The following is a 25,787-nucleotide window of genomic DNA, read 5'->3' on the forward strand; positions in this document are numbered from 1 at the left end:
GCGTGGGAATGCATCAATAGACGCTCTGCGTCTGCTTTTATGGGACGCAGAGCGTCCCGGACTGCATTCCCACGCAGAGCGTGGGAACGATCATTCGTAAGAGAGAACATCAAGCATGAGCGACTCCGGCCGCGCCGACGCACTGTTAGCAGACCTGCCCCGCGATGGCCGTGGCCGGCTCAAGGTTTTTCTCGGCGCCGCCCCCGGGGTCGGCAAGACCTACGCCATGCTCCAGGCTGCCCACACGCAACTGCGCCAGGGCGTGAAGGTCCTGGCCGGCGTGGTCGAAACCCATGGCCGCGCCGAAACCGAAGCCTTGCTCGGTGGCCTGCCGCAGCAGCCGTTGGTGCGCAGCGAATACCGTGGCGTGCTGCTTGAGGAAATGGACCTCGACGGCATTCTCGCCGCCAAGCCGAAGCTTGTGCTGGTCGATGAACTGGCCCACAGCAACGCCCCCGGCAGTCGTCACGCCAAGCGCTGGCAAGACATTCAGGAACTGCTCGCCGCCGGCATCGACGTGTACACCACGGTCAACGTCCAGCACCTGGAAAGCCTCAACGATCAGGTGCGCGGCATCACCGGCGTACAGGTGCGCGAAACCCTGCCGGACTGGGTCCTGCAGGAAGCCTTCGAGCTGCTGCTGATCGACCTGCCGCCGCGTGAATTGCTCGAGCGTCTGCGCGAAGGCAAGGTCTACGTGCCGGAACAGGCCCGCGCTGCGATCGACGCTTTTTTCACCCAGACCAACCTTACCGCCCTGCGTGAACTGGCGATGCAGACCGCCGCCGCGCAGGTCGACAACGACCTCGCCCAAGGCTATCGCCAACTCGGCCAGGCCGCGCCGGCGGTGCGCGGGCGTTTGCTGGTCGGTATCGATGGCGATGCGCAGGCCGAACGGCTGGTGCGTCACGCCAGCCGCGTCGCCCAGCGCCGACATCTGCCGTGGAGTCTGGTACATGTCGACAACGGCAGTGCGCGGGATGAGCAATCACGGTTGCGCCTGCAAAGCGCCCAGCAACTGGCCGAACGCCTCGGTGGCGAAGTGGTGCTGTTGCGGGCCGGCGAAGTGGCGAAAACCCTGATTCAACACGCCGCCGAACGCCGCGCCAGTCTGTTGCTGGTCGGCCAGTCGCGGCCACGTCTGCGCCGTCGACTGTTCGGCGGTGGTCTGGCGGCGCGCCTGCTGCGTCAGGCGCACGGTCTGGAAATCAACGTGCTCGACAGTGACCACGAGCAGCGCCAACCGCGCCCGCGCAATTCAGTCACGCTGGTGTGGTTCGACTACGCGCTGGCGCTGGTCGCGACGTTGTTGGCCACGGCCCTGGCCTGGGCGGTGTCGAGTGTGTTGCCGCTGCCGAACATCTCGCTGGTTTTTCTCGCGGCGGTGTTGCTGGTGGCGGTGCGCAGTAGCCTCGGCCCGGCGCTGGCCTGTGCGGCGCTGTCGTTTCTGACCTACGATTTTCTGTTCATTCCACCGAATTTCTCCTTCAGCATTCAGCGCGAAGAAGACGTGCTGACGCTGCTGTTCTTCCTGTTGATGGCGGCGCTCACCGGCAACCTCGCGGCGCGTCAGCGGCGGCAGTTGCAGGCCTTGCGCGATACGCAGGAAGAGACCAGCGAACTGCTCGACCTGTCGCGCAAACTCACCGCCGCGACGGATCGCCAAGCCGTGATTAGCGCTGCCGCGCAACACCTCGAAGGCTGGAGCGATGTGCAATTGTGCTTGCTCAACCGCGACGGCCAGGGCGGCTGGAAAGTCGAAACCGGCGGGCCGCTGCAATTCACCGAGGCCGAACGCGCCGCCGCCGATTGGGCCTGGCAACACGATCAACCGGCGGGCAAGGGCACCGGCACCTTGCCGCTGGGGCGTTGGTGGTGGTGGCCGTTGTCGGTCGAGGACGGGCCGCTGGCGTTGCTTGGTGTTTGCGCCAAGGAAGGCCAGAGCTTGAGCGGTCAGCGCCGGCGCTTGCTCACTGCGCTGAGCCAGCCGCTGGCGCAAGCCTTGGCTCGTGCGCAATTGGCCGATGACCTCGAAGCGGCGCGTCTGCACGGCGAAACCGAACAATTGCGCAGCGCCTTGCTGGCCTCGGTGTCCCACGATTTGCGCACGCCGCTGACGGCCATGCGCGGCAGCATCGACAGCCTGCTGGCCCTCGGCGAAGCGATCCCGCTGGAGGATCGCCGCGAGCTGCTCGAAGGCACCCGCGATGAGGCCGAACGCCTCGACCGCTACATCCAGAACCTGCTCGACATGACCCGCCTCGGCCACGGCGCCTTGAAGCTGGCGCGCGACTGGGTATCGCCGGCCGATATCGTCGGCAGCTCGCTCAATCGCCTTCGCGCCGTGCTGGCGCCGCTGCAGGTCAGCACCGAAGTGCCGGCCGAGTTGCCGCTGCTGTATGTGCACGCGGCGCTGATCGAACAGGCGCTGGTTAACGTGCTGGAAAACGCCGCGCGATTTTCGCCCAGCCACGGTCGCCTGCAACTGCGCGCGGGTGCCGATGAGCAGGAGATTTTCTTTTCGGTCAGCGATGAAGGCCCGGGGATCCCTGAAGAGGACCGAGCGAAGATTTTCGACATGTTCTACACCGCCGCGCGCGGTGATCGCGGCGGGCAGGGCACGGGGTTGGGGCTGGCGATCTGTCAGGGCATGGTCGGCGCGCACGGCGGGCGTATTTCTGTGGCTGACGGCATCGACGGGCGCGGCACCTGCATCACCTTGCACCTGCCGTTGCAGGCGCAACCGGGGATGGACGGTGAAGCTTGAAGTCGACTGCGCTACTCTCTTGCCAATCTATTGTGTTGATGTGAATTCATGAGCCAGACCGCGACCATTTTGGTCATCGACGACGAACCGCAGATCCGCAAATTCCTGCGCATCAGCCTCGCTTCACAAGGCTACAAAGTGCTCGAAGCCGGCACTGGCGCTGAAGGCCTGGCACAAGCCGCGCTGAGCAAACCTGACCTGGTGGTGCTCGACCTCGGGTTGCCGGACATGGACGGTCAGCAGGTCCTGCGCGAGTTGCGCGAATGGGCGACCACGCCGGTACTGGTGCTGTCGGTGCGCGCCAGTGAAGGGCAAAAGGTCGAAGCGCTGGATGGCGGCGCGAACGACTACGTGACCAAACCGTTCGGCATTCAGGAATTTCTCGCCCGGGTTCGCGCGTTGTTGCGCCAGGCACCGGCGGGGGAGGCGCAGCCAGCGGCGCTGAGTTTCGGCCCTCTGACCGTGGATCTGGCCTATCGGCGCGTGCTGCTCGACGGCGCCGAAGTCGCCCTGACCCGCAAGGAATATGCGGTGCTGGCGCAACTGGCGCGGCATCCGGGGCGGGTGATCACCCAGCAGCAGTTGCTCAAGGATATCTGGGGGCCGACGCACACCGAGGACAGTCATTATCTGCGCATCGTGGTCGGGCACCTGCGGCAGAAACTGGCGGATGACCCGACCCGGCCGCGGTTTATCGTGACTGAGGCGGGGGTGGGGTATCGGTTGTTGAGTGCTGATGGGTTGTAGTTTTGTGTTGTATGGTCGGGCGCCATCGCGGGCAAGCCCGCTCCCACAGTGAGCTATGTATCACCCAGATTTCATTCCCCCCGAGAACCCTGTGGGAGCGGGCTTGCCCGCGATGAGGCCGGAACATTCACCCACAGCCTTCAGGTAATCAACCCTGCTCCTGCTCATACCGATCCAGCGTATCACTGGCAATCTCCCGCCCCAGCGCGATCAACTCCGGCGCTTTGTAGAACTCGAAAAACCGGCACACCCGCTTCGGCACGTTGATCAGGATATCCGGCGGATACCCGGCAATCTTGTACTGCGCCAGTGAGGTCTGCATCACCTCGAAACTCTGGTTGATCAGATCCAGCAGCGACGCCGGCCCGACGTTATCGATGATGAACGAGCCGGTGGCGGATTTCGGCGCGCCTTCGCGTTCCGGGGCGGAGGCCGGTTGCTGGCTTTCCGGCTCGACGCCCTCAAGCCACGGATTGATCTCCGCCGCCTCGGCGCGCAAGGCTTCCTGTTCCAGCTTCAACAATTGCTCGGCCTGTTTACGGCGGAACGGCAACTTCGAACCCATGGATTTGATCAGACTGTCGAAGCGCGAACGGAACGCCGCCGGCCGCTCGATCACCGGCAACTTGTACTGGCGCTGATTGGTGGCGTTGAGGTTGACCGCGATGATCAGGTCGCAATGGCTCGACACCACCGGAACGATCGGCAACGGATTGAGAATGCCGCCGTCGACCAGCATGCGGTTGCCCTGCATCACCGGGGTAAACAGGCTGGGAATCGCCGCCGAGGCGCGCATGGCCTGATGCAGGCAGCCTTCCTGAAACCAGATTTCCTGCTGATTGGTCAGGTCGGCGGCGACGGCGGTGTAGGGGATGCGCAGGTCTTCGATGTTGATCTCGCCGACGATCTTGCGAATCTGCCCGAAGACCTTTTCACCGCGAATCGCGCCGAGACGGAAACTCACATCGACCAGACGCAGCACGTCGAGGTAATCAAGGCTTTCGATCCAGCGGCGGTACTCATCCAGTTTGCCGGCGGCATAGATCCCGCCGACCACCGCGCCCATCGAACAACCGGCAATGCAGGCGATATCGTAGCCGCGTCTTTCAATTTCTTCGATAACGCCGATATGGGCATAGCCCCGGGCGCCACCGGAGCCCAGCACCAGTGCGACACGCTTTTTCATCAAACTTCCTCCGGACAAGCCTGCACAATGCACGCATCGGCCAAGCGGCTCAATCGCCAAGGTCGTTGCGCGAAGCGGTGACGTCGTTTTCCGTTCGCGGCGCACGCTTGCGCGCTATGCTCTGCGCCACGTGGTTTGACCGATCAGCGAGGCACTTTTTCACCGCTTGACCGTCTTACCTGCACGACTGTTGACCTACCTTGAGGTGTGAGTGATGAAAGCCTGGATCTGTGTACCGTTGATGGCTCTGGTTCTGGCCGGTTGCGCCGGCAAAACCGCGTACCGCGACAGCTGCGGCAGCCAACTCGACGCGGCCTGGCACGAACTGGACCTGGCCAAGGCTGAAGGCTTCGCCGGCACCGTCAGCTATTCCAAAGCGCTGTCGCTGCTGACCGCCGCCAAGACCCAGCAACAATTCGAAGGCTTCGAAGGCTGCAGCAAGAAAGCCGAGAAAGCCCGCTTCTACATTCGCGAATCCCGCGCAGGACGTTAACAGCAGCTGCAAGTTTCTAGCTGCAAGCCGCAAGCTTTGAAGCAATCACATTCAGCTTGAAGCTTGTAGCTAGAAGCTTGTAGCTGTCTACGGAGTAGACCCCATGATCGATCGCTTGGTGGCTCATGTGTTGAGCCTGGATGTGCGGCTACTGGCATGTCAGGCGCGCCTGACTGCGCGCACTGATCCCGAGGCGTTGCATGATTTGCGCACCACGGTGCGGCGCTTGCGCAGTCTGTTGCGGCCGTTGCGCGGCTTGCCGGGTGTCGAGCAACTGGAGGCGGCGGCGTCTGCGGTGGGCGAGTTGACCACACCGTGGCGTGATCGCGAAGTGCTCGCGGCGTATCTGCTCGAGCATGATCAGCCCGAGGCTGCGCAGCGGCGTCTGGCGCAAATGGCCGAGGCGTATCCGGCGCTGGCGGCGAGTGCGGAATTGGCTTCGTTGCTGATGATTCTCGACGCCTTTCCACGGTTTCTGCGCGCGTCCGAGCGTCAGGGCTTGCTCAAAGATCTGGATAAACGCATTGAAAAACGCCTGGGCAAACAATGGCAGAAACTCGACGAAGCGCTGCACGATCCCGCCCATGACCGCCATCGCCTGCGCCTGCTGATCAAGCGTGTGCGCTATGGCATCGAAGCCTATCCCGAGCTCGATCGCTTGCCGAAGCCGGCCTACAAACGCCTGAAATCCGCGCAAGGCGCACTGGGCGACTGGCACGATTGCTGGCAATGGCTGGCGCGCGCCGAACAGGAGGCTGATCTGCAGCCGTGCGTGGCCACCTGGCAGGCCGGGTTGATCAAGGCAGAGCTGAAGGCCGATCAAGTGCTGGAAAAGCTCAGCGCTACGTGTTTCAAATCCTGAAGCTTGCGCATCCCCTGTAGGAGCTGCCGAAGGCTGCGATCTTTTGATTTTGATTTGCAAACAGATCAAAAGATCGCAGCCTCGTTTCACTCGACAGCTCCTACAAGGGTTTTGCGGCGAAATCGAAAAGTGCCAAGGCCTATCTGTCAGCCCATTTGACCGGAATAGACGCTGCGCCGCCGCCCGGGGCTGGGTAAGATCCGCGCATTCCTTTCTCGTTTTCCGAGGTTGCCATGCGCTTTTGCGATCTGCTCGATGCTGTCCGCCAACAACCTGAAGTAATCATCCCCGCCGAATGGGGGCAGGGCCGCGCCAGTTTTGGCGGACTGGTGGCCGCGCTGCAATTTGAAGCCATGCGCGCCAGGGTGCCGACGGAGCGCCCGGTGCGTTCGCTGGCGATTACCTTTGTCGGCCCGGTCGAGCCGGAAGTGCCGGTGAGTTTCGAAGTCGATGTGCTGCGTGAAGGCAAAGCCGTCAGCCAGGTGTTGGGCCGCGCCATGCAGAATGGTCAGGTGGTGACGATCATTCAGGGCAGCTTCGGTGCCTCGCGGCCCTCGGAAGTCGCTGTCGAAGCCTACCCGGCGCCGACCATGAAACACTGGGACGAATGCCAGGAGCTGCTCTACATCAAAGGCGTGACCCCGGAATTCATGCGCCATCTGGCGATGCGCTGGAGCGTCGGCGGTATTCCGTTTTCCGGCACGGCATCGCGCTTGATGGGCGGCTGGGTGCGGTTGCGTGGGGATGTCAAAGAGGAGCCGGTCAACGAGGCACATCTGCTGGCACTGGTGGATGCCTGGCCGCCGGCGCTGTTGCCGTATCTGAAGAAGCCGGCGCCGGGTAGCACGCTGACCTGGACCATCGAATTCGTGCAGCCGTTACACGATTTGAGCACGCTGGACTGGTGCCAATACCTGGCCGACATCGAATACGCGGCCGACGGTTACGGCCATGTCGCCGCGAAGTTGTGGAGCGCGAAAGGGGAGTTGATTGCCATGAGTCGGCAGACCGTGACGATCTTCGCCTGACTCAATGCCGACGGTGGCGCTCACGCCAGGCGCGCCACCAGCCACCGCTGAGAAAGAACCGCGGAAAGGTCAGAAACTGCTCGACCAGCAAACGTGACACGGCATCTTTGCGATCACTGAACGGCTCGGAGGCTTGCGCCTCCAGGCCGTGGCCGTGGCGCTGCAGACCCAGCGCCGCGATGATACCGATCACGCCGATGGCGACGCTGGCCAGGCTCAGACTGAACACTCCCGACACGATCAACAGAAACGCCACGATGAACAGCGGCACGGCAATCAAGTGCAGGACCAGATTGGTCGGATGCTGATGATTGCCCGGGTAGGCGCGCCATTGCCATGCGGGAAGGTTGGGGTGACGTTTGCCCATGTTTGCTACTCCTCGATCCATGTTGAACTTCATGGTTGAAGAATAGGCCCGGGCGCGGAGCGCGGCGAATCAAGGTTGGCTATTGAGCTGATAGCGGCAATGGCAAAATTTGATGTCGCCTGAGCGGACGGCATCGCGGGCGAGCCCGCTCCCACAGTGTGCTCGGTGTACGCACAATTGTTGATTGTCGAAAATCCCTGTGGGAGCGGGCTTGCCCGCGAAGAGGCCATCAGAGTTTCAACTGACCTATCGCCTTGTTCAGCTCCCCGGCCAACGTCGCCAGCTCATTACTGGTCGTCGCCGAATCCACCGTCTGCTGCACGGTGTTCTCGGTCACGTCACGAATACTCACCACCGCGCGATTCATCTCCTCGGCAACCTGACTCTGCTGTTCCGCCGCCACGGCAATCTGCGTGTTGCTTTCGCGCATCTGCGCCACCGCTCCGGTGATTTCCGCCAGCGCCGCGCCAGCCTCCTGCGCCTGCTGCACGCAGTCGTCGGCTTTGTACGAACTCTCCTGCATGAAATCCACCGCATCGCGGGTGCCGGCCTGCAACGCGGCGATCATGCCGGTGATCTCGTCGGTGGAAGCCTGCACGCGCTTGGCGAGATTGCGCACTTCATCGGCGACCACGGCAAAGCCGCGACCCATCTCCCCGGCGCGGGCCGCTTCGATCGCCGCATTCAGCGCGAGCAGATTGGTCTGTTCGGCAATGCTGTGAATCACGCTGACCACGCCGTTGATCTTCTGGCTGTCCTCGGCCAGGCGTTGAATCATTTCTGCCGTCTGCTGCACGCCGTTGGACAACCCGGCAATCGATTGCTGCACCCGCGCCACCACCTGCTGACCGCTGCCGGCGAGGCCATCGGCGGTTTTCGACAGATCGCGGGTGGCGCCGGCGTGTTGCGCGATGTGATAAACGGTGGCGGTCATTTCGTTGATCGCGGTGGCAGCTTGGTCGGTTTCGCTCTGCTGGCCGAGCATGCCGTGGCGCACGTCGTTCATGCTCGAGGCCAGCCGCGCTGCACCGTCATCCAGTTGTCGCGCGGTGCTGGCAACGGTGGTCACGACGCGTTGATAACCGGCCTGCATGGCGTTGAAGGCATTGGCCATCTGCCCGACTTCGTCCCTGCCCACCAGCGGCACGCGAGCGGAGAGGTCGCCGGTTTTTTCAACGTGCAGCATCACGTCTTTCAACGTGTTGAGCTGGCTGAGCAGAAAGCGGATCAACAGTTGCGAGGCGCCGAGCATCGCCAGCATCAGGATGAATACCGCCAGCGCATAGTTGGCGAAACGCTCGCTGAACACCTGGCTCAGGCTCGGGGCATAGGCGATGACCGCCACTTGCTCGCCGTCGGCACGGCTGAACACTTCGGCGCCGATCAACGGATTCTCGCCAAACAGCGGCATTTCATTGATGGCGTTCCAGCCGTTGCTGCCGGTGATTTCCAGCAGCGGTTGATCATTGAGACGCGGCGCTTCACTGCGCTTGAATGTCAGCACTTGGGCGGACTTGGGCAACGGTTGCCCGAGCGGCCAGGCCTTGAGCAACTGCGCCTGCGCTTGTGCGGATGCCTGCGCGGCGTGGCTGCGGGCCTGCTGTTCGAGATGTACGGCGTACAGTACGAGCAGCAGGGTGGTGACAAAGGCGACCGCGTTGACCGCCCAGAATTTGTATTTCAGCGAGATGTTGCTAAGCCAGGCACCCATGGAGGTCTTCTCTGATAGCGGAAACAGTTTTGGCAAGGTGCCATTATTGTGCCGCTATGCAGATTCGGGAGTTTTGATATGAATCAACAGATGCCGAGATCTATTGTGGGAGCGAGCCTGCTCGCGAAAGCGCTGCGTCCTTCAGCCCATTTGTAGCTGATCCACCGCCTTCGCGAGCAGGCTCGCTCCCACAGGGGAAGTGTGCAGTCAGGTGAGAATGGGAAGATTAAAAAACGCCCGGGCACACGCGGTGGTATGTGCGGCCAGCGCTTCCTCAGTCTCGCCGCGATGCAACGCCACCTCGCGCAGCACTTCGGTCAGATACGCCGGTTCGTTGCGACCGTTTTTCGGTTTCGGCCGCAACGTGCGCGGCAGCAGATATGGCGCATCGCTTTCCAGCATCAGCCGCCCCGGCTTGATCTCTTTGACCAATGGATGCAGATGCGTGCCCCGGCGTTCGTCGCAGATCCAGCCGGTGATGCCGATGTGCAGATCCAGATCGAGGTAGCTGAACAAAGCCTTTTGCTCGCCAGTGAAGCAGTGCACCACCGCCGCCGGCAGTTGATCGCGGAAGTCTTTGAGGATCTCCAGCAGCCGCTGGCTGGCATCACGCTCGTGCAGGAAGACCGGCAATTGCAGTTCGACGGCCAGCGCCAGATGTTCTTCGAGAACCTTTTCCTGTTGCGCGCGCGGGGAGAAGTCGCGGTTGAAATCCAGCCCGCATTCGCCCACCGCGACGACGCTGGATTCGTTCAACAGACTGCGCAGACGACGGGCGCTGTCAGCGTTCCAGTCGCTGGCCGAATGCGGGTGAATACCGGCGGTGGCGAACAGCCGTTGGCCACTTTCATCCAGTTGCTGGCACAGTTCCAGCGCCTGCTCGCTACCCTCGACGCTGGTGCCAGTCAGCACCAGTTGGCAGACGCCGGCGGCGTAGGCGCGGTCGAGCACGGCCTGGTGTTTGTCGGCGAAACTGGGGTTGGTCAGGTTGACGCCGATATCGATGAGTTGCATGGTGCTACCTCGGGCCGAAGGCCGGAAAGCATATCAGAGCTGTAGATTTATAAGAAAAGCCAAGAACTACAAAGACTTATGGCTGTCTGTTGAGGCCGCGGGGGACTCCGGGGTGGCGACAATGCCATCACTGTGCCAGTCTCACGCACTTTATCAGCGCGCAAAGCGCTCTGTTTTCGTCGGTGATGTCGTCTCTTTTGCGACGAATCGCCCCGTATTCTTTTCGGAGAGTGGATGCATCGTCCCTCGGTTCTGCTGCTGTTGTGTGCTGCGTTGCTGCTGCCGATGACGGCGGCCGCGCGCCTGCCCGGACCGCTGCAAGCCGTACCGGCGAGCAAGGTTCGCGACCTCTCCGAAATCCGCAGCAGCCGCGTGTTGCGGGTGTTGGTCAATCAGAGCCGCAACAGCTCCGGCGAAGTCCAGGGCCAGGCCATCGGTGTCGAGTACCACCGATTGCGCGCGTTCGAGCAATACCTCAATGGCCATGCTCGCGACGGCCAGGAAGTCACCCTCAAGATCATTCCCAAAGCCAAGGATCAATTGCTCGGCGCTTTGCAGCGCGGCGAAGGCGACATGGTCGCGCCCGGTGAATTGCTCGATCTGCCATCGGGCTATGCAGTGGCCAGCAGTGAGCCGATTGCCAGCAACGTGCCGCTGGTGCTGGTCGGTATCAAGGGCCAGCGCCGGTACACCAAGGTCGAGCAACTGTCCGGCAAGACCCTGGCCTTGCCTACCGGCAGTGCGGCGGGGGAGGTGGTCAGCCAGCTCAACCAGAAACTGGCGCTGCACAAACTGGCGCCGATCAACATCGAGTGGGTCGATCCGACGCTGGCGGTCGAAGACGTGCTGGAGATGGTCCAGGGCGGGATTTTCCACCTGACCATTGTCGAGCAACCGATTGCCGAGCGTTGGGGCAAGATCCTGCCGAAGCTGCGTCTCGATCGGCAACTGAGCCTCGGCGAGCCGGGCGAAGAACATTGGTTCGTGCGCCGCGATGCGTCGATGTTGCGCGCGAGCATCGATCGCTTCCTCACCGGTTACAAGAGACCGTCGGACGAAGACGCCGCTTTCTTGCGCATCTATCGGCGCCTTTATCAGGTGCACAATCCGCTGGCCAAGGCCGATCGCCAGCGTCTGGAAAAACTCCGTCCGACCCTGCAGAAGCATGCCGACGCGCAAAACATGGACTGGCTCAATCTGGCGGCGCTGGCGTTCAAGGAATCGCGTCTGCAGCCCAACGCCCGCAGCGGCAGCGGTCCGACCGGGCTGATGCAGATCACTCCGTCCGCCGCGCAACGGGTCGGCGTGAACAATATCCAGAATCTCGATGCGAATGTGCAGGCCGGCGCCAAGTACCTGGCGATGATCCGCCGCAAGTTCTTCAGCAGCCCGAAACTCAACGAGCGTGAGCGCATGGCGTTCACCCTCGCCGCGTACAACATCGGCCCCGAGCGCGTCCAGGGTATGCGTGCGGAAGCCCGCCGCCGTGGCCTCAATCCCAACCAGTGGTTCTTCCAGGTCGAGCGCATTGCCATGGAGCAGGTGGGGATGGGCGCCGTCAGCTATGTTAATAGCGTGAACAAGTATTATCTGGCATTCGACCGGGAGCGAGAGTCGCTCGAGCCCCGGCAGCAGAAAGTGGTCACACGGAAATAATCTAATAATTCGATTGTTATGGCGAAATTTTTGCGCTTTAAACATGAAATAAACTGATTAATATAGCGACCAACCCAAACACACAAACACTTCTGCACAACAAGGAATGCACCATGAGCTCTCTGATCAACAAGGTTCTGTTCACCCGCGCCGGTTACGGCCTGACTGTCCTGCGCATTGCTGTCGGCGTGATCTTCGCGGCCCACGGTTCGCAGAAACTCTTTGGTCTGTTCGGTGGTTACGGCCTGGCCGGCACCGCGCAATGGATGGAAAGCATTGGCCTGACCCCGGGCTATCTGATGGCCTCGCTGGCCGGCGGTACCGAGTTCTTCGCCGGTCTGGCGCTGATCATCGGCCTGCTGGTACGCCCGGCGGCACTCGGTCTGGCGTTCCTCTCGCTGGTGGCGATCTTTTCGGTGCACATCGGCAACGGTCTGTTCATGGCCAACAACGGTTACGAGTTTGCTCTGGCTCTGCTGGCCGGCAGCATCGCGGTATTGATCGAAGGTGCCGGCAAGCTCTCGGCGGATCGCGCCATCGCCGGTTGAAGGCTCTGGCTCAAGGCAAAGGCCCGCATTGCGCGGGCCTTTTTTTGTTGCGGGGGATTCTTGACACTGATCGGTCACGTTCTCTAGGATGTTGCCCATGCGCCGATTTAAACAGCTACTTGCGGGGCGCCAGGTGACTTCTACAGTTACCGTCAGAAGCCGGAACAGGGCTTCGAAATACCGCTAAAGCGCTGGTTCGGTGTTGCCTCTCACCTGCCATGCAGACTTTTGAGGCAGAGACACGACAAGATGAACGCACTACGCCCTCCAGCACGTCCCGCGCCGATCACGGCACATGTCACCCAGCGCAACCCGAAAATCCTTCTTGGCGGCAAACACCAGCCGACGCTGTTGCGTTATCTCGATGGCTGGCCACGTCGCAGCGGCGGTCCTGCCGCGTTCCTGATCCAGTTTGTCGATGACGGCGAGTCGCTGGCGCGTTTCGCTACGGACAGCTTCGATCTGGCGGTGATTCAGGCGCCGAGCGCAGACGATGCGCCGGAGATGATCAAGCAACTCACCCGCGTTGCACGGCAAGGCCTGATCACTCGGCGCTGATCAGTCTTACGGGTATTCAATCGCAACGATGTAAACGAACTGCTCGCCGGTCGGCGTCTGCACCCGCACTTCCGCGTCGAGTGCCTTGCCGATCAGCGCGCGGGCCAGCGGCGAGTCGATGCTGATCAAACCCTGTTTGAGGTCCAGTTCATCGGGGCCGACAATGCGGTAGCGCGACTGCTTGCCGTCCTCGTCTTCGATGGTTACCCAAGCGCCGAAATAGACTTTGTTCGGGTCGCTGGGTTTTTCGCTGACTACCTTGAGCGCTTCCAGGCGTTTGGTGAGAAAACGCACGCGACTGTCGATTTCGCGCAGCATCTTCTTGCCGTAGGTGTATTCGGCGTTTTCCGAACGATCACCCTGCGCCGCCGCTTCACTCACCGCCTGGGTGACCTGCGGGCGACGCACATGCCACAACTCATGGAATTCGGCGCGCATCCGCGCTTCACCCTCGGGGGTGATCAGCGCGGTGCCAGCGGTGCGGGGAGGGCGATAACGGCTCATGGCGACTTCTTGTGATTAAGACCGTTTGAGTCTATCAACCCTCGCGCAACACTGTCAGCGGGCTCGCATTCAGAGCGCGACGCGTGCCGAACACACCGGCGCTACCAATCAGCGCGGCGCCAATCAACGGCAGCACCAGCAGCCATGGATGCGGATGCCATGGCAGATCGAAGGCGAAGCGGTACAGCACCAGACTGACCACCTCCGAACCGATCGCCGCGAGCAGACCGCTGACCGCACCCAACAAACCGAATTCGATACGCCGCGCCTTGATCAGCAACTGCCGCTCGGCGCCCAGCGCGCGCAACAGCGCACCCTGGCGGATGCGTTCATCCAGCGTCGCTTGCAGGCCGGAGAACAGCACCGCCATCCCCGCAGCCAGAACAAACAACAACACATATTCCACCGCCAGAGTGACCTGAGCGAGGATGCTGCGCAGCTGTTCGAGCAACGCTTCGACCTGCAGGATGGTCACCGCCGGGAAGGTCCGCGACAACTCGACGATCTGCTGATCATGCCCCGGAGCCAGATAGAAACTGGTCAGGTAGGTCGCCGGCAGATCCTTCAGGGTGCCAGGCTGGAAGATCATGAAGAAGTTCGGCTGGAAGTTGTCCCAGTTGATCTCGCGCAGGCTGGTGACCTTCGCTTCGCGATTGACCCCGCCGACACTGAACACCATGTGATCGCCGAGTTTGAGTTTCAGGCTTTCGGCAACCTTGCCTTCCACCGAAACCCCCGGCACATCATCGGACGGCTGGCCGCTCCACCACGAGCCGGCGGTGAGCTTGTTGCCGGCCGGCAGATCCGCCGCCCAGGTCAGGCTCAGGTCACGCTGAATGGCGCGGTCACCGGCCGAGTCCTTGCTGACGATCTGTTGTACCGCTTCGCCATTGATGCTGATCAACCGACCCGGCACCACCGGATACAACGGCGCCGCTTGCGCGGACACCTTGATCAGGTGATCGGCGAAAGCCTGTTTGTCCGCCGGGAGAATATTCAGCGCGAAATAGTTCGGCGCGTTTTTCGGTAGCTGGTTCTGCCAGGTGTCGAGCAGTTCGCCGCGCAGCAGTGCGATCAGCGCCATCGACAGCAGGATCAGACCGAACGCCAGCGACTGCCCGGCCGCCGCCAATGGATGCCGCAACAACTGGCCAAGGCCCAGACGCCATGGCAACGAGGCGCGGGCCAGCATGCGGCGCAGGCTTTGCAGCAGCAACAACAGCAGGCCGCCCAGCACCAGCGCGGCGACTACGCCACCGCCAAGCAGGGCGAAGGTCAGCAGCAGGTCGAGGCTCAGACGCCACATGATCAGGCCCAGCGCACCCAGCGCCGCGCCGTAGACCATCCATGTGCTCGAGGGGATCGGCAGCATGTCGCGGCGCAACACCCGCAGCGGCGGCACGCGACCCAGTGCAGCCAAAGGCGGCAAGGCAAAACCGGCCAGCGCCACCAGCCCGGTGCCAATCCCGGCCATCGCCGGAAACAGGCCACCCGGTGGCACGTCACTTGGCAGCAAATCATGCAGCAACGCGAACAGCCCCAGTTGCGCCAGCCAGCCGAGCAGGGCGCCACTGATGGCGGCAATCAGGCCGAGCACGGTCAGTTGCAGGCTGAACAGCACCATGGTTTCCCGGCGCGACAAGCCGAGGCAGCGCAGCAAGGCACTGGCGTCGAAACGGCGACTGGCGAAACGATTGGCCGATAGCGCCACGGCCACGCCAGCCAACAACACCGCGACCAGACTGGCCATGTTCAGATAGCGCTCGGCCTTGCCCAGCGCACCGCCAATCTGCCGGTTACCGTCACGGGCATCCTGGATTCGCTGGTTTGCAGCGAGGCCCGGTTTGATCAGCTCGCGATAAGTTTCCAGCGCCTGCGGTTCGCCGCGCCACAGTTCGCGATAACTCACCCGGCTGCCCGGTTGCACCACGCCGGTGGCGGCTAGGTCCTCAAGATTGATCAGCACCCGTGGCGTCAGGCTGTAGAAGTTGCCGGCGCGATCCGGCTCGTAGGTCAGCACGCGGGTCAGCTTGAGCGTCTTCATGCCGACGTCGATGCTGTCGCCTATCTTCAGATCCAGCGCGGTCAACAGACGTGCCTCGACCCAGGCTTCACCGGGTTGCGGTTCGCCGCCGACTTCTTCCTGGGCGAATGGTGCGGGCGCGCTTTTCAGCTCGCCGCGCAGAGGATACGCGCGGTCGACGGCTTTGATGCTGGATAACTGAATGCCATTGTCGGTGGCGATGACGCTGGAGAACTCCACCACTTGCGCATGATTCAGGCGCAGTTCGGTGCCGCTGCGGATTTGCTCCTCGCGGGCCGGCGAGCTGCCTTCAAGGACCAGATCGGCACCGAGAAACTCGGTAGCGCGCAGCATCATTGCGCCATTGAGGCGGGCGCCGAAGTAGCCGATCGCGGTGCTCGCCGCGACGGCCACCACCAGCGCGAAGAACAACACGCGCAATTCTCCGGCGCGGGCATCGCGCATGAGCTGGCGCAGGGCAAGGCTGAACAGACGCAACAGCGGCAGACGTGCCATCAAGGCTCCAGAGGGGCGACCAGCAGCCCGGCTTCAAGACGGATCAGGCGCCGGCAGCGATGGGCCAGGCGTTCGTCGTGGGTCACCAGCACCAGGGTGGTGCCGCGTTCCTTGTTCAATTCGAACAGCAAGTCGCTGATGCGCTCGCCGGTGTGGCTGTCGAGGTTGCCGGTCGGCTCGTCAGCGAACAGCACGTCCGGTTCGGCAGCGAAGGCGCGGGCGATGGCCACGCGTTGCTGTTCACCACCGGAGAGCTGGCGCGGCGAGTGGGTCAGGCGCTGGCCGAGGCCGACGCGCTGAAGCAATTGCGTGGCGCGCTCGCGGGCATCTTTGCGGCCGTCGAGTTCAAGCGGCAGCATGACGTTTTCCAGCGCATTGAGGCTGTCGAGCAACTGGAACGACTGGAAGACAAACCCGACGTGCTCGGCGCGGATTCGCGCGCGCTGGTCTTCGTCGAGATTGCTCAGGCCCTGGCCGGCGAGAGTGACTTCGCCGCTGCTCGGCAGGTCGAGGCCGGCGAGCAGGCCGAGGAGGGTGGATTTGCCGGAACCGGACGCGCCGACGATGGCCAGGCTGTCGCCCTTGTTCAGTTCCAGGCTGAGTTCGTGCAGGATAGTCAGTTCACCTTCCGCGCTAGGGACCACTTTGCTGAGGTTCTTCGCGGTGAGAATGCTTGCGCCCATGGAGAATCCGATGCGTGTATGGTTTTTGAGTGCTGGCCTGGCCTTGATGTGCATGGCCCAGAACGCAGCGGCGGGTACTGTCCTGATCGTTGGCGATAGTATCAGCGCCGGTTTCGGCCTGGATACCCGTCTGGGGTGGGTGTCGTTGCTCGAGCAGCGCCTCAAACAAGAGGGTTTCGACGATAAAGTGGTCAATGCCTCGATCAGTGGCGACACCAGTGCCGGAGGCCAGGCGCGGCTGCCGGCGCTGCTTGCAGAGCATAAGCCGGAGTTGGTGATCCTCGAGCTGGGTGGCAATGACGGCCTGCGCGGGATGCCGCCAACGCAATTGCAACAAAATCTTGCCTCGATGATCGACAGCTCGCGGCAGAGCGGCGCGAAAGTGCTGCTGCTCGGCATGCAGTTGCCACCCAATTATGGCAAGCGCTACACCGATTCGTTCGCTGAGGTTTACGGCAAGCTCGCCGTAGAGAAAAACATCCCGTTGGTGCCGTTTTTTCTCGAAGGTGTCGGTGGTCATCCGGACCTGATGCAAGCCGACGGTCTGCACCCGGCTGCCGGGGCTCAGGGCAAGTTGCTGGAAAATGTCTGGCCGACGCTAAAACCGCTGTTATGAGGCTTTTCTAGAGGCAGGCTTTCGGCTAATGTGGCGCCCCCTAATTTGGAGCCCCCGATGCCGCGTCCTGCCTGGTCCCTGTTTGCCTACCAACTGATCGAGCCTGACGAGCAGCTGGATCTGTTCGCCTGCCAGGAAGTGCGGGTGCATCTGGTGACGCGTCAGCTGGAACTCGGTGGCTCGGCCGATCGCACGCTGTGCGGCACGCTGCTGCCAGCGCAACCGCGCTGGTCGAATGTTGATCGCCGGGTGTTTCAGGATCAGCGTCTGTGCTCGCTGTGCCGGGCGATTCTTGAATCGCAGAAGCGCGGTACGTCGCCGATCTGGCCTGAGCTGCGTTTCGAACTCTGAGCGCTGAAGATCAAAGTGTGGGAGCGAGCCTGCTCGCGAAGGGGTTTTATCAATCGACATTTATGGTCGCTGATACACTGCTTTCGCGAGCAGGCTCGCTCCCACCTTGAACGCACCCTGTCGCCAATAGCGGTGCTACCTCCCCGAATCCCCAAGCCGCGGTGTACAATCGCGTCCTTATACCCTTGATGATCATGCGAAGGATTTTCCGGATGTTGCCGCGCTTTCCTGCCGTCACCCGCTGCCTGTCACTTGCCGCCCTGTGTGTGGCCGGCCCCGTTGCTGCATTGGAGCTTCCCCTGCCACCACCCGGCGAAGACATCGTCGGTCAGGTGCAGGTGATCAAAGCCAAGTACGAAGACACCTTCGCCGATCTGGGCACCACCTACGATCTGGGTTATTCGGAAATGGTTGCGGCCAACCCGGGCATCGATGCCTGGCTGCCGGGCGCCGGTACCGAGATCGTCCTGCCGACGCGCTTCATCCTGCCGCCTGGCCCGCGTGAAGGCATCGTCATCAACCTCGCCGAATACCGCCTCTATTACTATCCGAAAGGCCGTGACGTGGTGTACACCTTCCCGCTGGGTATCGGCCGTGAAGGCTGGGGCTCGCCGATCGCGCACACCTCGATTATCGCCAAGACACCGAACCCGACGTGGACGCCTCCGGCTTCGATCAAGGCCGAGCACGCCGCTGACGGTGATCCGCTGCCCAATGTGGTGCCGGCCGGTCCTGATAACCCGCTAGGCCCGTTCAAGTTCACCCTCGGCACGCCGGGCTACCTGATCCACGGTTCGAACAAGAAGTTCGGCATCGGCATGCGCACCAGCCACGGCTGCTTCCGCATGTTCAACAACAACGTGCTGGAAATGGCCGGCATGGTCCCGGTCGGCACCTCGGTGCGCATCATCAACGACCCGTACAAGTTCGGTCGCAGTGGCGGCAAGGTCTATCTGGAAGCGCACACGCCGCTCGACGACAAGGGCAACCCGTCGGTGGTCGACAAGCACACGGCGGTAATCAACGCGATGCTCAAGCGTGAAGACATCACCAGCAACCTGCGCATGAACTGGGATGTGGTGCGTGATGTGGTCGCCGCCGAAGACGGCCTGCCGGTAGAGATCGCCGTGCCGAATACCTCGGCGCCAATGGTGAGCAGTGCACCGATCGACCTGCAGCAATAAGCTCTGATTGAAAACCCGCCGATGCGAGCAGCGTCGGCGGGTTTTTTATTGCACGGAGAAAAGCACCGGGCACAAAAAAGCCGACCCGGAAAACCGGATCGGCTCGATAACAATCCCGAGGGATTATTACTTGCGGCTAGCTTTTTCCAGCATGCGCAGAGCACGCTCGTTAGCTTCGTCAGCAGTCTGTTGTGCTTTTTGAGCAGCAGCCAGAGCTTCATCAGCTTTACGGTAAGCTTCGTCTGCACGAGCCTGGGAGCGAGCAGCTGCGTCTTCAGTAGCGGTCAGACGTGCTTCGGTTTCTTTCGATGCGCTGCTGCAACCGGTAGCCAGAACTGCGGCCAGAGCCAGAGCAGAGAATTTCAGAACGTTGTTCATCGTGTTCCCCTTCAAGGACTTTCAAATTAAGTGGCTGTCTCCTCACGATTGAGGAAATAGCCGGCGTACATACTACCCATTACTTGTAGTAAGTAAACTGACGTAGCGCAAGAAGCAAAAAAAATTGTAGGCGTTGATTCTTTTTCGAGCAACTTTTAACTGCGCTGTATAAAAAATATCCAGCTGCAAGCCCCGGCGTGAGCGACTCAAACGGGAAAAGTTCCCGCGCTCGCGCGCTGTTTTTGCGACTTCGGCTAAAGTCTTTCTAAATGAATTCGTCCACACTTTTGTTCAGGTTCTGCGAAGCGCTTCGCGTATCTTTGTTGATGTACAGGTGACTTTAAAAAAGGTCGCACGTCTTAAGTCTCAACATTCCGGCAATGTTCAGGCAAACGGCACGCAAAGATTGTCTTGCGGCCGAACCTGCGACCATCGATGCCAATGCACGCAAACCATCCGATGACGAGCGTACCTTGAGCATTTTCGCCAATGGTGCCTACTATTCAGCAGGTGTCAGATTGCGCGAGATCGGTGTGGCTCTTCTCAGTGTCCATCAGGCACGGGGTGGCGTAGATGTTCCTTCGCCGGAAAAACATCGGTAAGGTAGGGGTCACAATTCAAGACCCGCGAGGAGTAGTGATGAGCGAGGCGTTGTCCATCCACCATGACCAGGCTGGTCATCAATTCGAGACCACTGTGGACGGTCATCGTGCTTACCTGACCTACATGGATCTGGGCAAGCAGACCCTGGATATCTATCGTACCTTCGTGCCCAACGCCCTGCGCGGCCGTGGCATTGCCGCAGCGCTGACTGAACGCGCGCTGCAATACGCCGAAGAAATGGGCTACACGGTGATCCCGTCATGCTCCTACGTCGAGCGCTATATGGAACGCCATCAGCGTCGCGCCGCGAAGATCTGAACCGCACACACAAAAACGCCGGGCAATGCCCGGCGTTTTTTTATGCCCGCAAAACGCAGCTTACGTGCGCTGACGCTTCGGCAATACGTCCTTGAGCTTGGCGTGCATGCTGCGCAAGGTGTTTTCGGTGGCGGACCAATCGATGCAGGCATCGGTGATCGACACGCCGTATTGCAGGTCGGCGAGATCCTTTGGAATCGCCTGGCAGCCCCAGTTCAGGTGGCTTTCAACCATCAGGCCGATGATCGACTGGTTGCCTTCAAGAATCTGGTTGGCGACGTTTTCCATTACCAGCGGTTGCAGCGCCGGGTCCTTGTTGGAGTTGGCGTGGCTGCAATCGACCATGATGTTCGGCTTGATCTTCGCCTTGTTCAGCGCCTGCTCGCACAGGGCTACGCTGACCGAATCATAGTTCGGCTTGCCATTACCGCCGCGCAGCACCACGTGACCGTAGGCGTTGCCTTTGGTGGTGACGATCGACACGCCACCTTCCTGGTTGATGCCGAGGAAACGGTGCGGGCTGGACACCGACTGCAAGGCGTTGATCGCCACGGTCAGGCCGCCATCGGTGCCGTTCTTGAAGCCGACAGCCGAGGACAGGCCGGAAGCCATTTCGCGGTGAGTCTGCGATTCGGTGGTACGCGCGCCGATGGCCGACCAGCTGATCAGATCCTGCAGATACTGCGGGGAGATCGGGTCGAGGGCTTCGGTCGCGGTCGGCAGGCCTTTCTCGGCCAGGTCGAGCAGTAACTGACGACCGATGTGCAGACCGTCCTGGATCTTGAACGAGTCGTCCAGATACGGATCGTTGATCAGACCTTTCCAGCCGACGGTGGTACGCGGCTTCTCGAAATACACACGCATGACCAGATACAGGGTGTCGGAGACTTCCTCGGCCAGCACCTTGAGGCGATCGGCGTATTCGTGGGCAGCCTTGATGTCGTGAATCGAGCACGGGCCGATCACGACGAACAGACGGTGGTCGGTGCCATCGAGAATGTTGCGAATGACTTCGCGGCCCTTGGTGACGGTGCGCAGGGCGGCGTCGCTCAGGGGGATATCACGCTTGAGCTGATCGGGAGTGATCAGGGTCTCGTTAGAGGCGACGTTTAGGTCGTTGATCGGTAAATCAGCCATCGTTTACTCGTCAGGTCACGGGTGCCGGCCGCCAGCGATCCCCGCGCGGCGGAGCACAGCAGATTTAGCGCGTCGGGGGAGCCGAACCTTAGCGCGTCAGAGGCGGCTCGACAATGGGCAAACTGTGCTTTAGTCCAGCGCTGGCTGCGCGAAAGCCTTGCGCAAGTTGTCGTGGGAGAACTCTTCGGCATGCTCCTCGACCCATTGCAGGGCCAGCGCCTGAATATCCTGCAGGTCGTCGTGGCTGTCCTGCATGCGCGAATAGCGTTCGATCTGACACACCTGCTCACCCATTCGCGCGCTGAACAGGGTCTGTTCGTCAGTGAAGGCAATGCCCACCAGATAGCCTTTTTTACGTCGCAGACACCAGGCCACGTAGCCCGGGCAACAGAAGTCGGCATTCAGCGTCGGCATGCGTACTTGCAGTGCAGTGCCGTGGCGCCAGGCGCGGTGGTAATTGCAAGCGATGCCGCCGAGGCTGATAGTGTGCAGCTGTTGTCTGGAAATGCATTCAGGCTTGAGTAACGTCAATTCAACCGGCACTTCGTCCGGATGAGGAATGAAACGTCCCATGAGCACAGACTCCCTGTGTCGGTCATCTGACATTGTTTCCCCCAGTATAGTGGTCGAATCCGAGCTGACTGACTTCGACGCCGACCAGCGGCTGCTGGCGATGCGCGGGGTTTCTCTGGTGATCTTCACCAGCGTCGGCTGCGCCAGTTGTCGTTATGCCCGCGAGGTGTTGCCGGGCATGCAGCTGGCTATCGATCGGCTGTGCTGGATTGACGCCGGCGACAATGGCGGGCTGGTCGAGCGTTATCAGGTGTTTCATTTGCCGGCGCTGTTTGTGGTGCGCGACGGCGAGTTCTTTGGCGCAGTGCACACACGTCTGACGGTTGATCAACTCAACCAGGCGGTGGCGCAATCGCTGAGTCGAATTGCAGAGGAGTTGCCATGAGCGAGACAGTCAGCAAGCCGGTGGTGGGGATTATCGGCACCGGTGCAATCGGCGGGTTCTACGGGGTGATGCTGGCGCGTGCCGGTTTCGACGTGCACTTTTTGTTGCGCAGCGAATTCTCGGCGGTGGCTGAGCGCGGTTTGCAGATCAACAGTGCGGTGCACGGGCCGTTGACGCTGCATCCGGCCAATGCCTATTCCGCTGCCGAAGACATGCCGCCCTGTGACTGGCTGCTGGTCGGCACCAAGACCACCAGCAACGCCGGTCTGGCCCCGGCGATCATTCAGGCCGCCAAGCCTGACGCCAAGGTGCTGTTGCTGCAGAACGGTCTGGATGTCGAAGACAGCCTGCGGCCGCTGTTGCCGGATTCACTGCATCTGCTCGGTGGTCTGTGCCTGATCTGCGTGCACCGCGAGGGTCCGGGGCAGATTACCCATCAGGCCCTTGGCGCGGTGAATGTCGGTTATCACAGCGGCTCGGCCATTGATGAAGTAGCGCGCATGGCGATCGTCGAAGAGGGCGCCGGACTGTTCCGTGCCGCCGGCATCGACTCGCAGGCGATGGCCAACCTGCATCAGGCGCGCTGGCAGAAACTGGTGTGGAATATTCCCTATAACGGCCTTTCGGTGTTGCTCGGCGCGGGAACCGAAGCGCTGATGGCTGATGCTGACAGCCGCGTGTCGATTCAGGCACTGATGGCGGAAGTGGTGCTGGGCGCCAAGGCCTGTGGATACGAGATCCCGCCCGGTTACGCCGCGTACCTGTTCACCATGACCGAGAAAATGCCCGATTACTGGCCGAGCATGTACCACGACTTTGCACACAAACGCCCGCTGGAGCTGGAGGCGATTTACGCCCGGCCACTGGCGGCGGCGAACGCGGCGGGCTGCGAGTTGCCGCGCATCGAGGCGCTGTATCGCCATTTGGGTTTTATCGACCGACGCAATACCTGAGTCGGTTGTTCTGGGGGAAGGCATGGCCAATAACATCGATGACAAACTGGTGCTGGCGATTTCCTCGCGCGCCTTGTTCGACCTGAGCGAAAGCCACAAGGTCTACCTGTCGAGCGGCGTCGAAGCCTATCGGCAATATCAGATCGAGCACGAGGACGAAATCCTCGCGCCGGGCGATGCGTTCCCGCTGGTGGAAAAACTCCTGAGCCTGAACAGCCGCCTCGGTCGCGCGCGGGTCGAGGTGATTCTGGTTTCCCGTAACAGCGCCGACACCGGGCTGCGCGTGTTCAATTCGATTCATCATTACGGCCTGGCGATTTCTCGTGCGGCGTTCGTCGGTGGGCGCAGTCCGTACCCTTATCTGAAAGCGTTTGGCTGCGACCTGTTTCTCTCGACTCACGCCGAAGACGTGCGTGCGGCGCTGGACGCCGGGTTCGCCGCCGCCACGATTCTGTCCGGTGGCGCGAGCCGTGCGGCCAGTGATGAATTACGTATTGCCTTCGACGGTGACGCGGTGATTTTCTCCGACGAGTCCGAGCGCGTCTATCAGTCCGGAGGGCTGGAAGCGTTTCAGGCCAAGGAACGCGAATCGGCACGCGAGCCATTGCGCGGTGGGCCGTTCAAGGGCTTTCTGGCAGCGCTCAATCTGTTGCAGCGCGAGTTTCCCGATGACGATTGCCCGATCCGCACGGCGCTGGTGACCGCGCGTTCGGCGCCGGCCCATGAGCGGGTGATTCGCACCTTGCGGGAATGGGATATCCGTCTCGATGAGTCGCTGTTTCTCGGTGGCCTGACCAAATCGGCGTTCCTCGAAGCCTTCGCCGCTGACGTGTTCTTCGATGACCAGACCGGTCATTGCGAGCTGGCTCGCGAAGTGGTCGCCACCGGCCACGTTCCCCATGGCATCAGCAACGAACCGCCGATCTAGAGCCTTTTCATTCAGGACGTTGCGTCGCACGTCGTACTCGCCAAGGCACTGCTAAGCTGAATCAATCTCCGCCATCGTTGGCTCGCGAGGAGGTCCCATGATTCGCTCAATGCTGTATGCCACCGACCTCGGTCTGTACGCACCGTTCGTGATGCAGCATGCCCTGGCCTTGGCGCGCACCTTCAATGCCGATCTGTATGTAGTGCACGCGGTGGAACCCATGGGCCTGTTTGCCGAGTCAGTGCTGCAAAGCTATCTCGACGAACAGGCATTGAACGAATTCCATAGTCAGGGTCTGAAAACAGTCATCGCCAATATCGAACAACGGGTGCTCGACAGCTTTCGTGAAGAACTGGGGGACGACGGCGAACAGGATCTGCAACGCATTCGCGCGGTGCGCGTGCTGCAGGGCGACCCGTCGCAGGTGATTCTCGACCAGGTGCACAAGCTCTCGGTCGATCTGCTGATCGTCGGCAGTCACAGCCATGGTGTCGGTGCGGAAACACCGTTGGGGCGCACGGCGGCGCGGGTCCTGCAATTGGCCAAGGTGCCGGTCTATCTGGTGCCGCTGATGGAACGCCGGCGGCGTGAGGATCGCTGAAGCAGGAATAATGGCGTTTTGATAAAAAAGTTCTAGATTTATTCTTCGAACCATTAATATAGTTATATACCGTCGCTGATGCCCGTGGCGTCTACCTGCTTTGAGGGATTGATATGAAGCTTCAACAACTGCGCTACATCTGGGAAGTGGCGCACCACGACCTCAACGTTTCCGCTACCGCTCAAAGCCTGTACACCTCGCAACCGGGTATCAGTAAGCAGATCCGCCTGCTGGAAGACGAGCTGGGCGTCGAAGTCTTTGCCCGCAGCGGCAAGCACCTGACCCGCGTCACCCCGGCCGGCGAGCGCATCATCACCACCGCCGGCGAGATTCTGCGCAAAGTCGAAAGCATCAAGCAGATTGCCCAGGAATTCTCCAACGAGAAAAAGGGCACCCTGTCGATCGCCACCACCCACACCCAGGCGCGTTATGCGCTGCCGCCGGTGATCAGCAATTTCATCAAGCAATACCCGGACGTGGCCCTGCACATGCATCAGGGCTCGCCGATGCAGATCGCCGAAATGGCCGCTGACGGCACCGTCGATTTCGCCATTGCCACTGAAGCGCTGGAGCTATTCGGTGATCTGGTGATGATGCCGTGCTATCGCTGGAACCGCTGCGTGGTCGTACCCCACGGCCACCCGCTGACCAAGCTGCCGAAGCTGACCCTCGAAGCGCTGGCCGAATATCCGATTGTTACTTACGTGTTCGGTTTCACCGGCCGTTCCAAGCTCGACGAAGCCTTCAGCCATCGTGGCCTGACGCCTAAAGTGGTGTTCACCGCTGCTGACGCCGACGTGATCAAAACCTACGTGCGTCTGGGGCTGGGCGTGGGCATCGTGGCTAAAATGGCCGTCGATACCAAACTCGATAATGACCTGGTGGTGCTGGATGCCAGCGAGCTGTTCGAGTCGAGCATCACCAAGATCGGTTTCCGTCGTGGCACTTTCCTGCGTGGCTTCATGTGCGACTTCATCGAGAAATTCGCTCCGCACCTGACCCGCGAAGTCATGGCCAAGGCCATTCAGTGCCACAACAAGCAAGAGCTGGAAGAACTGTTCGACGGCGTCGAACTGCCCGTTCACTAAGCACCCGCT

Annotated in this window: 27 protein-coding genes; 17 read left to right on the top strand and 10 right to left on the bottom strand. The window is 61.4% G+C overall.

Features of this window, described 5'->3' with window-relative positions; genetic code table 11:
* Positions 1-115 precede the first annotated feature (115 nt).
* Positions 116-2,767: a sensor histidine kinase gene (locus AC0Z5Z_RS20160; protein ID WP_256809712.1), complete on the top strand. Its 2,652-nt coding sequence runs from the start codon at positions 116-118 to the stop codon at positions 2,765-2,767.
* A 48-nt stretch (positions 2,768-2,815) separates the two neighbouring features.
* Positions 2,816-3,514: a response regulator gene (locus tag AC0Z5Z_RS20165; protein ID WP_056788412.1), complete on the top strand. Its 699-nt coding sequence runs from the start codon at positions 2,816-2,818 to the stop codon at positions 3,512-3,514.
* A 148-nt stretch (positions 3,515-3,662) separates the two neighbouring features.
* Here AC0Z5Z_RS20165 and AC0Z5Z_RS20170 read toward each other — a convergent pair whose 3' ends face one another.
* Positions 3,663-4,700 (bottom strand): patatin-like phospholipase family protein, encoded by a 1,038-nt coding sequence (locus AC0Z5Z_RS20170; RefSeq protein WP_110601565.1) that lies wholly within the window; start codon positions 4,698-4,700, stop codon positions 3,663-3,665.
* A 214-nt stretch (positions 4,701-4,914) separates the two neighbouring features.
* Here AC0Z5Z_RS20170 and AC0Z5Z_RS20175 point away from each other — a divergent pair, with 214 nt between their 5' ends.
* The 3 genes from AC0Z5Z_RS20175 to AC0Z5Z_RS20185 all read left to right on the top strand — a co-directional run bounded on the left by AC0Z5Z_RS20175 (position 4,915) and on the right by AC0Z5Z_RS20185 (position 7,083).
* Positions 4,915-5,193, top strand: a complete 279-nt coding sequence (locus AC0Z5Z_RS20175; RefSeq protein ID WP_016770894.1) for a hypothetical protein — start codon at positions 4,915-4,917, stop codon at positions 5,191-5,193.
* 103 nt (positions 5,194-5,296) lie between these two features.
* Entirely contained in the window at positions 5,297-6,055 is a 759-nt protein-coding gene (locus AC0Z5Z_RS20180) for a CHAD domain-containing protein (RefSeq protein ID WP_056788446.1), read from the top strand.
* Positions 6,056-6,288: 233 nt separating this feature from the next.
* Positions 6,289-7,083: an acyl-CoA thioesterase gene (locus tag AC0Z5Z_RS20185; RefSeq protein ID WP_095182218.1), complete on the top strand. Its 795-nt coding sequence runs from the start codon at positions 6,289-6,291 to the stop codon at positions 7,081-7,083.
* A gap of 1 nt (position 7,084) precedes the next feature.
* Here the strand turns inward: AC0Z5Z_RS20185 and AC0Z5Z_RS20190 are convergent, their stop codons facing one another.
* The 3 genes from AC0Z5Z_RS20190 to AC0Z5Z_RS20200 form a co-directional block, all read right to left on the bottom strand.
* Positions 7,085-7,450, bottom strand: a complete 366-nt coding sequence (locus AC0Z5Z_RS20190; RefSeq protein ID WP_016770891.1) for a DUF962 domain-containing protein — start codon at positions 7,448-7,450, stop codon at positions 7,085-7,087.
* Between the two features lie 229 nt (positions 7,451-7,679).
* The gene (locus AC0Z5Z_RS20195; RefSeq protein WP_485611564.1) at positions 7,680-9,161 is read right to left on the bottom strand and encodes a methyl-accepting chemotaxis protein; all 1,482 of its coding nucleotides are present in this window, start codon (positions 9,159-9,161) and stop codon (positions 7,680-7,682) included.
* A 207-nt stretch (positions 9,162-9,368) separates the two neighbouring features.
* Complete coding sequence (locus AC0Z5Z_RS20200; RefSeq protein WP_252868050.1) at positions 9,369-10,175, bottom strand: TatD family hydrolase; 807 nt, start codon at positions 10,173-10,175, stop codon at positions 9,369-9,371.
* A gap of 234 nt (positions 10,176-10,409) precedes the next feature.
* On the opposite strand from AC0Z5Z_RS20200, the gene AC0Z5Z_RS20205 reads away from it, so the two are divergent.
* The 3 genes from AC0Z5Z_RS20205 (at position 10,410) to AC0Z5Z_RS20215 (ending at position 12,937) form a co-directional block, all read left to right on the top strand.
* Positions 10,410-11,831, top strand: a complete 1,422-nt coding sequence (locus AC0Z5Z_RS20205; protein ID WP_252868049.1) for an MltF family protein — start codon at positions 10,410-10,412, stop codon at positions 11,829-11,831.
* Between the two features lie 113 nt (positions 11,832-11,944).
* A complete protein-coding gene (locus AC0Z5Z_RS20210; protein WP_039759946.1) occupies positions 11,945-12,379 on the top strand; it encodes a DoxX family protein in 435 nt (144 codons plus the stop codon).
* A 249-nt stretch (positions 12,380-12,628) separates the two neighbouring features.
* Complete coding sequence (locus tag AC0Z5Z_RS20215; protein ID WP_016770886.1) at positions 12,629-12,937, top strand: hypothetical protein; 309 nt, start codon at positions 12,629-12,631, stop codon at positions 12,935-12,937.
* 6 nt (positions 12,938-12,943) lie between these two features.
* Here the strand turns inward: AC0Z5Z_RS20215 and greB are convergent, their stop codons facing one another.
* Genes greB through AC0Z5Z_RS20230 form a run of 3 tightly spaced genes read right to left on the bottom strand, consistent with a single transcriptional unit; the run spans position 12,944 to position 16,663 of the window.
* Positions 12,944-13,441, bottom strand: coding sequence for a transcription elongation factor GreB (gene greB, locus AC0Z5Z_RS20220; protein WP_071173132.1), 498 nt, complete (start codon positions 13,439-13,441; stop codon positions 12,944-12,946).
* Between the two features lie 34 nt (positions 13,442-13,475).
* Positions 13,476-15,980, bottom strand: coding sequence for an ABC transporter permease (locus AC0Z5Z_RS20225; RefSeq protein WP_485611565.1), 2,505 nt, complete (start codon positions 15,978-15,980; stop codon positions 13,476-13,478).
* Positions 15,980-16,663 carry an ABC transporter ATP-binding protein gene (locus tag AC0Z5Z_RS20230; RefSeq protein ID WP_016770883.1) on the bottom strand — a complete coding sequence of 228 codons (684 nt, stop codon included), beginning with the start codon at positions 16,661-16,663 and terminating at the stop codon, positions 15,980-15,982. The genes AC0Z5Z_RS20225 and AC0Z5Z_RS20230 overlap by 1 nt, the downstream gene beginning before the upstream one ends.
* Positions 16,664-16,673: 10 nt before the next feature.
* On the opposite strand from AC0Z5Z_RS20230, the gene AC0Z5Z_RS20235 reads away from it, so the two are divergent.
* The 3 genes from AC0Z5Z_RS20235 to AC0Z5Z_RS20245 all read left to right on the top strand — a co-directional run bounded on the left by AC0Z5Z_RS20235 (position 16,674) and on the right by AC0Z5Z_RS20245 (position 18,814).
* Positions 16,674-17,279, top strand: a complete 606-nt coding sequence (locus AC0Z5Z_RS20235; RefSeq protein ID WP_056788467.1) for an arylesterase — start codon at positions 16,674-16,676, stop codon at positions 17,277-17,279.
* A gap of 57 nt (positions 17,280-17,336) precedes the next feature.
* Entirely contained in the window at positions 17,337-17,630 is a 294-nt protein-coding gene (locus tag AC0Z5Z_RS20240; protein ID WP_016770881.1) for a hypothetical protein, read from the top strand.
* A gap of 212 nt (positions 17,631-17,842) precedes the next feature.
* On the top strand, positions 17,843-18,814 hold the full coding sequence (locus AC0Z5Z_RS20245; protein WP_024013783.1) for a L,D-transpeptidase family protein: 972 nt from the start codon (positions 17,843-17,845) through the stop codon (positions 18,812-18,814).
* 126 nt (positions 18,815-18,940) lie between these two features.
* On the opposite strand, the gene oprI is transcribed toward AC0Z5Z_RS20245, so the two are convergent.
* Positions 18,941-19,192: an outer membrane lipoprotei OprI gene (gene oprI, locus AC0Z5Z_RS20250; protein ID WP_003183784.1), complete on the bottom strand. Its 252-nt coding sequence runs from the start codon at positions 19,190-19,192 to the stop codon at positions 18,941-18,943.
* A gap of 639 nt (positions 19,193-19,831) precedes the next feature.
* Between oprI and AC0Z5Z_RS20255 the strand changes: the two genes are divergently transcribed.
* Complete coding sequence (locus tag AC0Z5Z_RS20255; RefSeq protein ID WP_016770879.1) at positions 19,832-20,113, top strand: GNAT family N-acetyltransferase; 282 nt, start codon at positions 19,832-19,834, stop codon at positions 20,111-20,113.
* 60 nt (positions 20,114-20,173) lie between these two features.
* Here AC0Z5Z_RS20255 and AC0Z5Z_RS20260 read toward each other — a convergent pair whose 3' ends face one another.
* On the bottom strand, positions 20,174-21,250 hold the full coding sequence (locus AC0Z5Z_RS20260; RefSeq protein WP_016770878.1) for a 3-deoxy-7-phosphoheptulonate synthase: 1,077 nt from the start codon (positions 21,248-21,250) through the stop codon (positions 20,174-20,176).
* Between the two features lie 129 nt (positions 21,251-21,379).
* Complete coding sequence (locus AC0Z5Z_RS20265) at positions 21,380-21,823, bottom strand: PilZ domain-containing protein (RefSeq protein WP_041478403.1); 444 nt, start codon at positions 21,821-21,823, stop codon at positions 21,380-21,382.
* Between AC0Z5Z_RS20265 and AC0Z5Z_RS20270 the strand changes: the two genes are divergently transcribed.
* The 5 genes from AC0Z5Z_RS20270 (at position 21,822) to cysB (ending at position 25,778) form a co-directional block, all read left to right on the top strand.
* Complete coding sequence (locus tag AC0Z5Z_RS20270) at positions 21,822-22,208, top strand: thioredoxin family protein (protein ID WP_485611566.1); 387 nt, start codon at positions 21,822-21,824, stop codon at positions 22,206-22,208. The genes AC0Z5Z_RS20265 and AC0Z5Z_RS20270 overlap by 2 nt on opposite strands.
* Positions 22,205-23,161, top strand: a complete 957-nt coding sequence (locus AC0Z5Z_RS20275) for a putative 2-dehydropantoate 2-reductase (RefSeq protein ID WP_485611567.1) — start codon at positions 22,205-22,207, stop codon at positions 23,159-23,161. Before AC0Z5Z_RS20270 ends, AC0Z5Z_RS20275 begins: the two co-directional genes overlap by 4 nt.
* A 22-nt stretch (positions 23,162-23,183) precedes the next feature.
* Positions 23,184-24,089, top strand: coding sequence for a 5'-nucleotidase (locus tag AC0Z5Z_RS20280; RefSeq protein ID WP_024013777.1), 906 nt, complete (start codon positions 23,184-23,186; stop codon positions 24,087-24,089).
* Positions 24,090-24,186: 97 nt separating this feature from the next.
* Positions 24,187-24,690 (top strand): universal stress protein, encoded by a 504-nt coding sequence (locus AC0Z5Z_RS20285; RefSeq protein WP_016770874.1) that lies wholly within the window; start codon positions 24,187-24,189, stop codon positions 24,688-24,690.
* 113 nt (positions 24,691-24,803) lie between these two features.
* Positions 24,804-25,778: an HTH-type transcriptional regulator CysB gene (gene cysB / locus AC0Z5Z_RS20290; protein ID WP_016770873.1), complete on the top strand. Its 975-nt coding sequence runs from the start codon at positions 24,804-24,806 to the stop codon at positions 25,776-25,778.
* The last annotated feature ends 9 nt before the right edge of the window (positions 25,779-25,787 follow it).

The sequence above is a fragment of the Pseudomonas sp. 1L-E-NC-VB-C3 genome (genome assembly GCF_057291535.1).

Excerpts from the sequence above, each read along its gene's own strand:
- AC0Z5Z_RS20265 (WP_041478403.1), bottom strand. The coding sequence starts at position 21,823 with ATGGGACGTTTCATTCCTCATCCGGACGAAGTGCCGGTTGAATTGACG.
- AC0Z5Z_RS20235 (WP_056788467.1), top strand. The coding sequence starts at position 16,674 with ATGCGTGTATGGTTTTTGAGTGCTGGCCTGGCCTTGATGTGCATGGCC.
- AC0Z5Z_RS20240 (WP_016770881.1), top strand. The coding sequence starts at position 17,337 with ATGCCGCGTCCTGCCTGGTCCCTGTTTGCCTACCAACTGATCGAGCCT.
- AC0Z5Z_RS20215 (WP_016770886.1), top strand. The coding sequence starts at position 12,629 with ATGAACGCACTACGCCCTCCAGCACGTCCCGCGCCGATCACGGCACAT.
- greB (WP_071173132.1), bottom strand. The coding sequence starts at position 13,441 with ATGAGCCGTTATCGCCCTCCCCGCACCGCTGGCACCGCGCTGATCACC.
- AC0Z5Z_RS20175 (WP_016770894.1), top strand. The coding sequence starts at position 4,915 with ATGAAAGCCTGGATCTGTGTACCGTTGATGGCTCTGGTTCTGGCCGGT.
- AC0Z5Z_RS20260 (WP_016770878.1), bottom strand. The coding sequence starts at position 21,250 with ATGGCTGATTTACCGATCAACGACCTAAACGTCGCCTCTAACGAGACC.
- cysB (WP_016770873.1), top strand. The coding sequence starts at position 24,804 with ATGAAGCTTCAACAACTGCGCTACATCTGGGAAGTGGCGCACCACGAC.
- AC0Z5Z_RS20225 (WP_485611565.1), bottom strand. The coding sequence starts at position 15,980 with ATGGCACGTCTGCCGCTGTTGCGTCTGTTCAGCCTTGCCCTGCGCCAG.
- AC0Z5Z_RS20280 (WP_024013777.1), top strand. The coding sequence starts at position 23,184 with ATGGCCAATAACATCGATGACAAACTGGTGCTGGCGATTTCCTCGCGC.
- AC0Z5Z_RS20255 (WP_016770879.1), top strand. The coding sequence starts at position 19,832 with ATGAGCGAGGCGTTGTCCATCCACCATGACCAGGCTGGTCATCAATTC.
- AC0Z5Z_RS20210 (WP_039759946.1), top strand. The coding sequence starts at position 11,945 with ATGAGCTCTCTGATCAACAAGGTTCTGTTCACCCGCGCCGGTTACGGC.
- AC0Z5Z_RS20270 (WP_485611566.1), top strand. The coding sequence starts at position 21,822 with ATGAGCACAGACTCCCTGTGTCGGTCATCTGACATTGTTTCCCCCAGT.
- AC0Z5Z_RS20205 (WP_252868049.1), top strand. The coding sequence starts at position 10,410 with ATGCATCGTCCCTCGGTTCTGCTGCTGTTGTGTGCTGCGTTGCTGCTG.
- AC0Z5Z_RS20200 (WP_252868050.1), bottom strand. The coding sequence starts at position 10,175 with ATGCAACTCATCGATATCGGCGTCAACCTGACCAACCCCAGTTTCGCC.
- AC0Z5Z_RS20165 (WP_056788412.1), top strand. The coding sequence starts at position 2,816 with ATGAGCCAGACCGCGACCATTTTGGTCATCGACGACGAACCGCAGATC.
- AC0Z5Z_RS20285 (WP_016770874.1), top strand. The coding sequence starts at position 24,187 with ATGATTCGCTCAATGCTGTATGCCACCGACCTCGGTCTGTACGCACCG.
- AC0Z5Z_RS20195 (WP_485611564.1), bottom strand. The coding sequence starts at position 9,161 with ATGGGTGCCTGGCTTAGCAACATCTCGCTGAAATACAAATTCTGGGCG.
- AC0Z5Z_RS20180 (WP_056788446.1), top strand. The coding sequence starts at position 5,297 with ATGATCGATCGCTTGGTGGCTCATGTGTTGAGCCTGGATGTGCGGCTA.
- AC0Z5Z_RS20275 (WP_485611567.1), top strand. The coding sequence starts at position 22,205 with ATGAGCGAGACAGTCAGCAAGCCGGTGGTGGGGATTATCGGCACCGGT.
- AC0Z5Z_RS20185 (WP_095182218.1), top strand. The coding sequence starts at position 6,289 with ATGCGCTTTTGCGATCTGCTCGATGCTGTCCGCCAACAACCTGAAGTA.
- AC0Z5Z_RS20245 (WP_024013783.1), top strand. The coding sequence starts at position 17,843 with ATGTTGCCGCGCTTTCCTGCCGTCACCCGCTGCCTGTCACTTGCCGCC.
- AC0Z5Z_RS20170 (WP_110601565.1), bottom strand. The coding sequence starts at position 4,700 with ATGAAAAAGCGTGTCGCACTGGTGCTGGGCTCCGGTGGCGCCCGGGGC.
- oprI (WP_003183784.1), bottom strand. The coding sequence starts at position 19,192 with ATGAACAACGTTCTGAAATTCTCTGCTCTGGCTCTGGCCGCAGTTCTG.
- AC0Z5Z_RS20230 (WP_016770883.1), bottom strand. The coding sequence starts at position 16,663 with ATGGGCGCAAGCATTCTCACCGCGAAGAACCTCAGCAAAGTGGTCCCT.
- AC0Z5Z_RS20160 (WP_256809712.1), top strand. The coding sequence starts at position 116 with ATGAGCGACTCCGGCCGCGCCGACGCACTGTTAGCAGACCTGCCCCGC.
- AC0Z5Z_RS20190 (WP_016770891.1), bottom strand. The coding sequence starts at position 7,450 with ATGGGCAAACGTCACCCCAACCTTCCCGCATGGCAATGGCGCGCCTAC.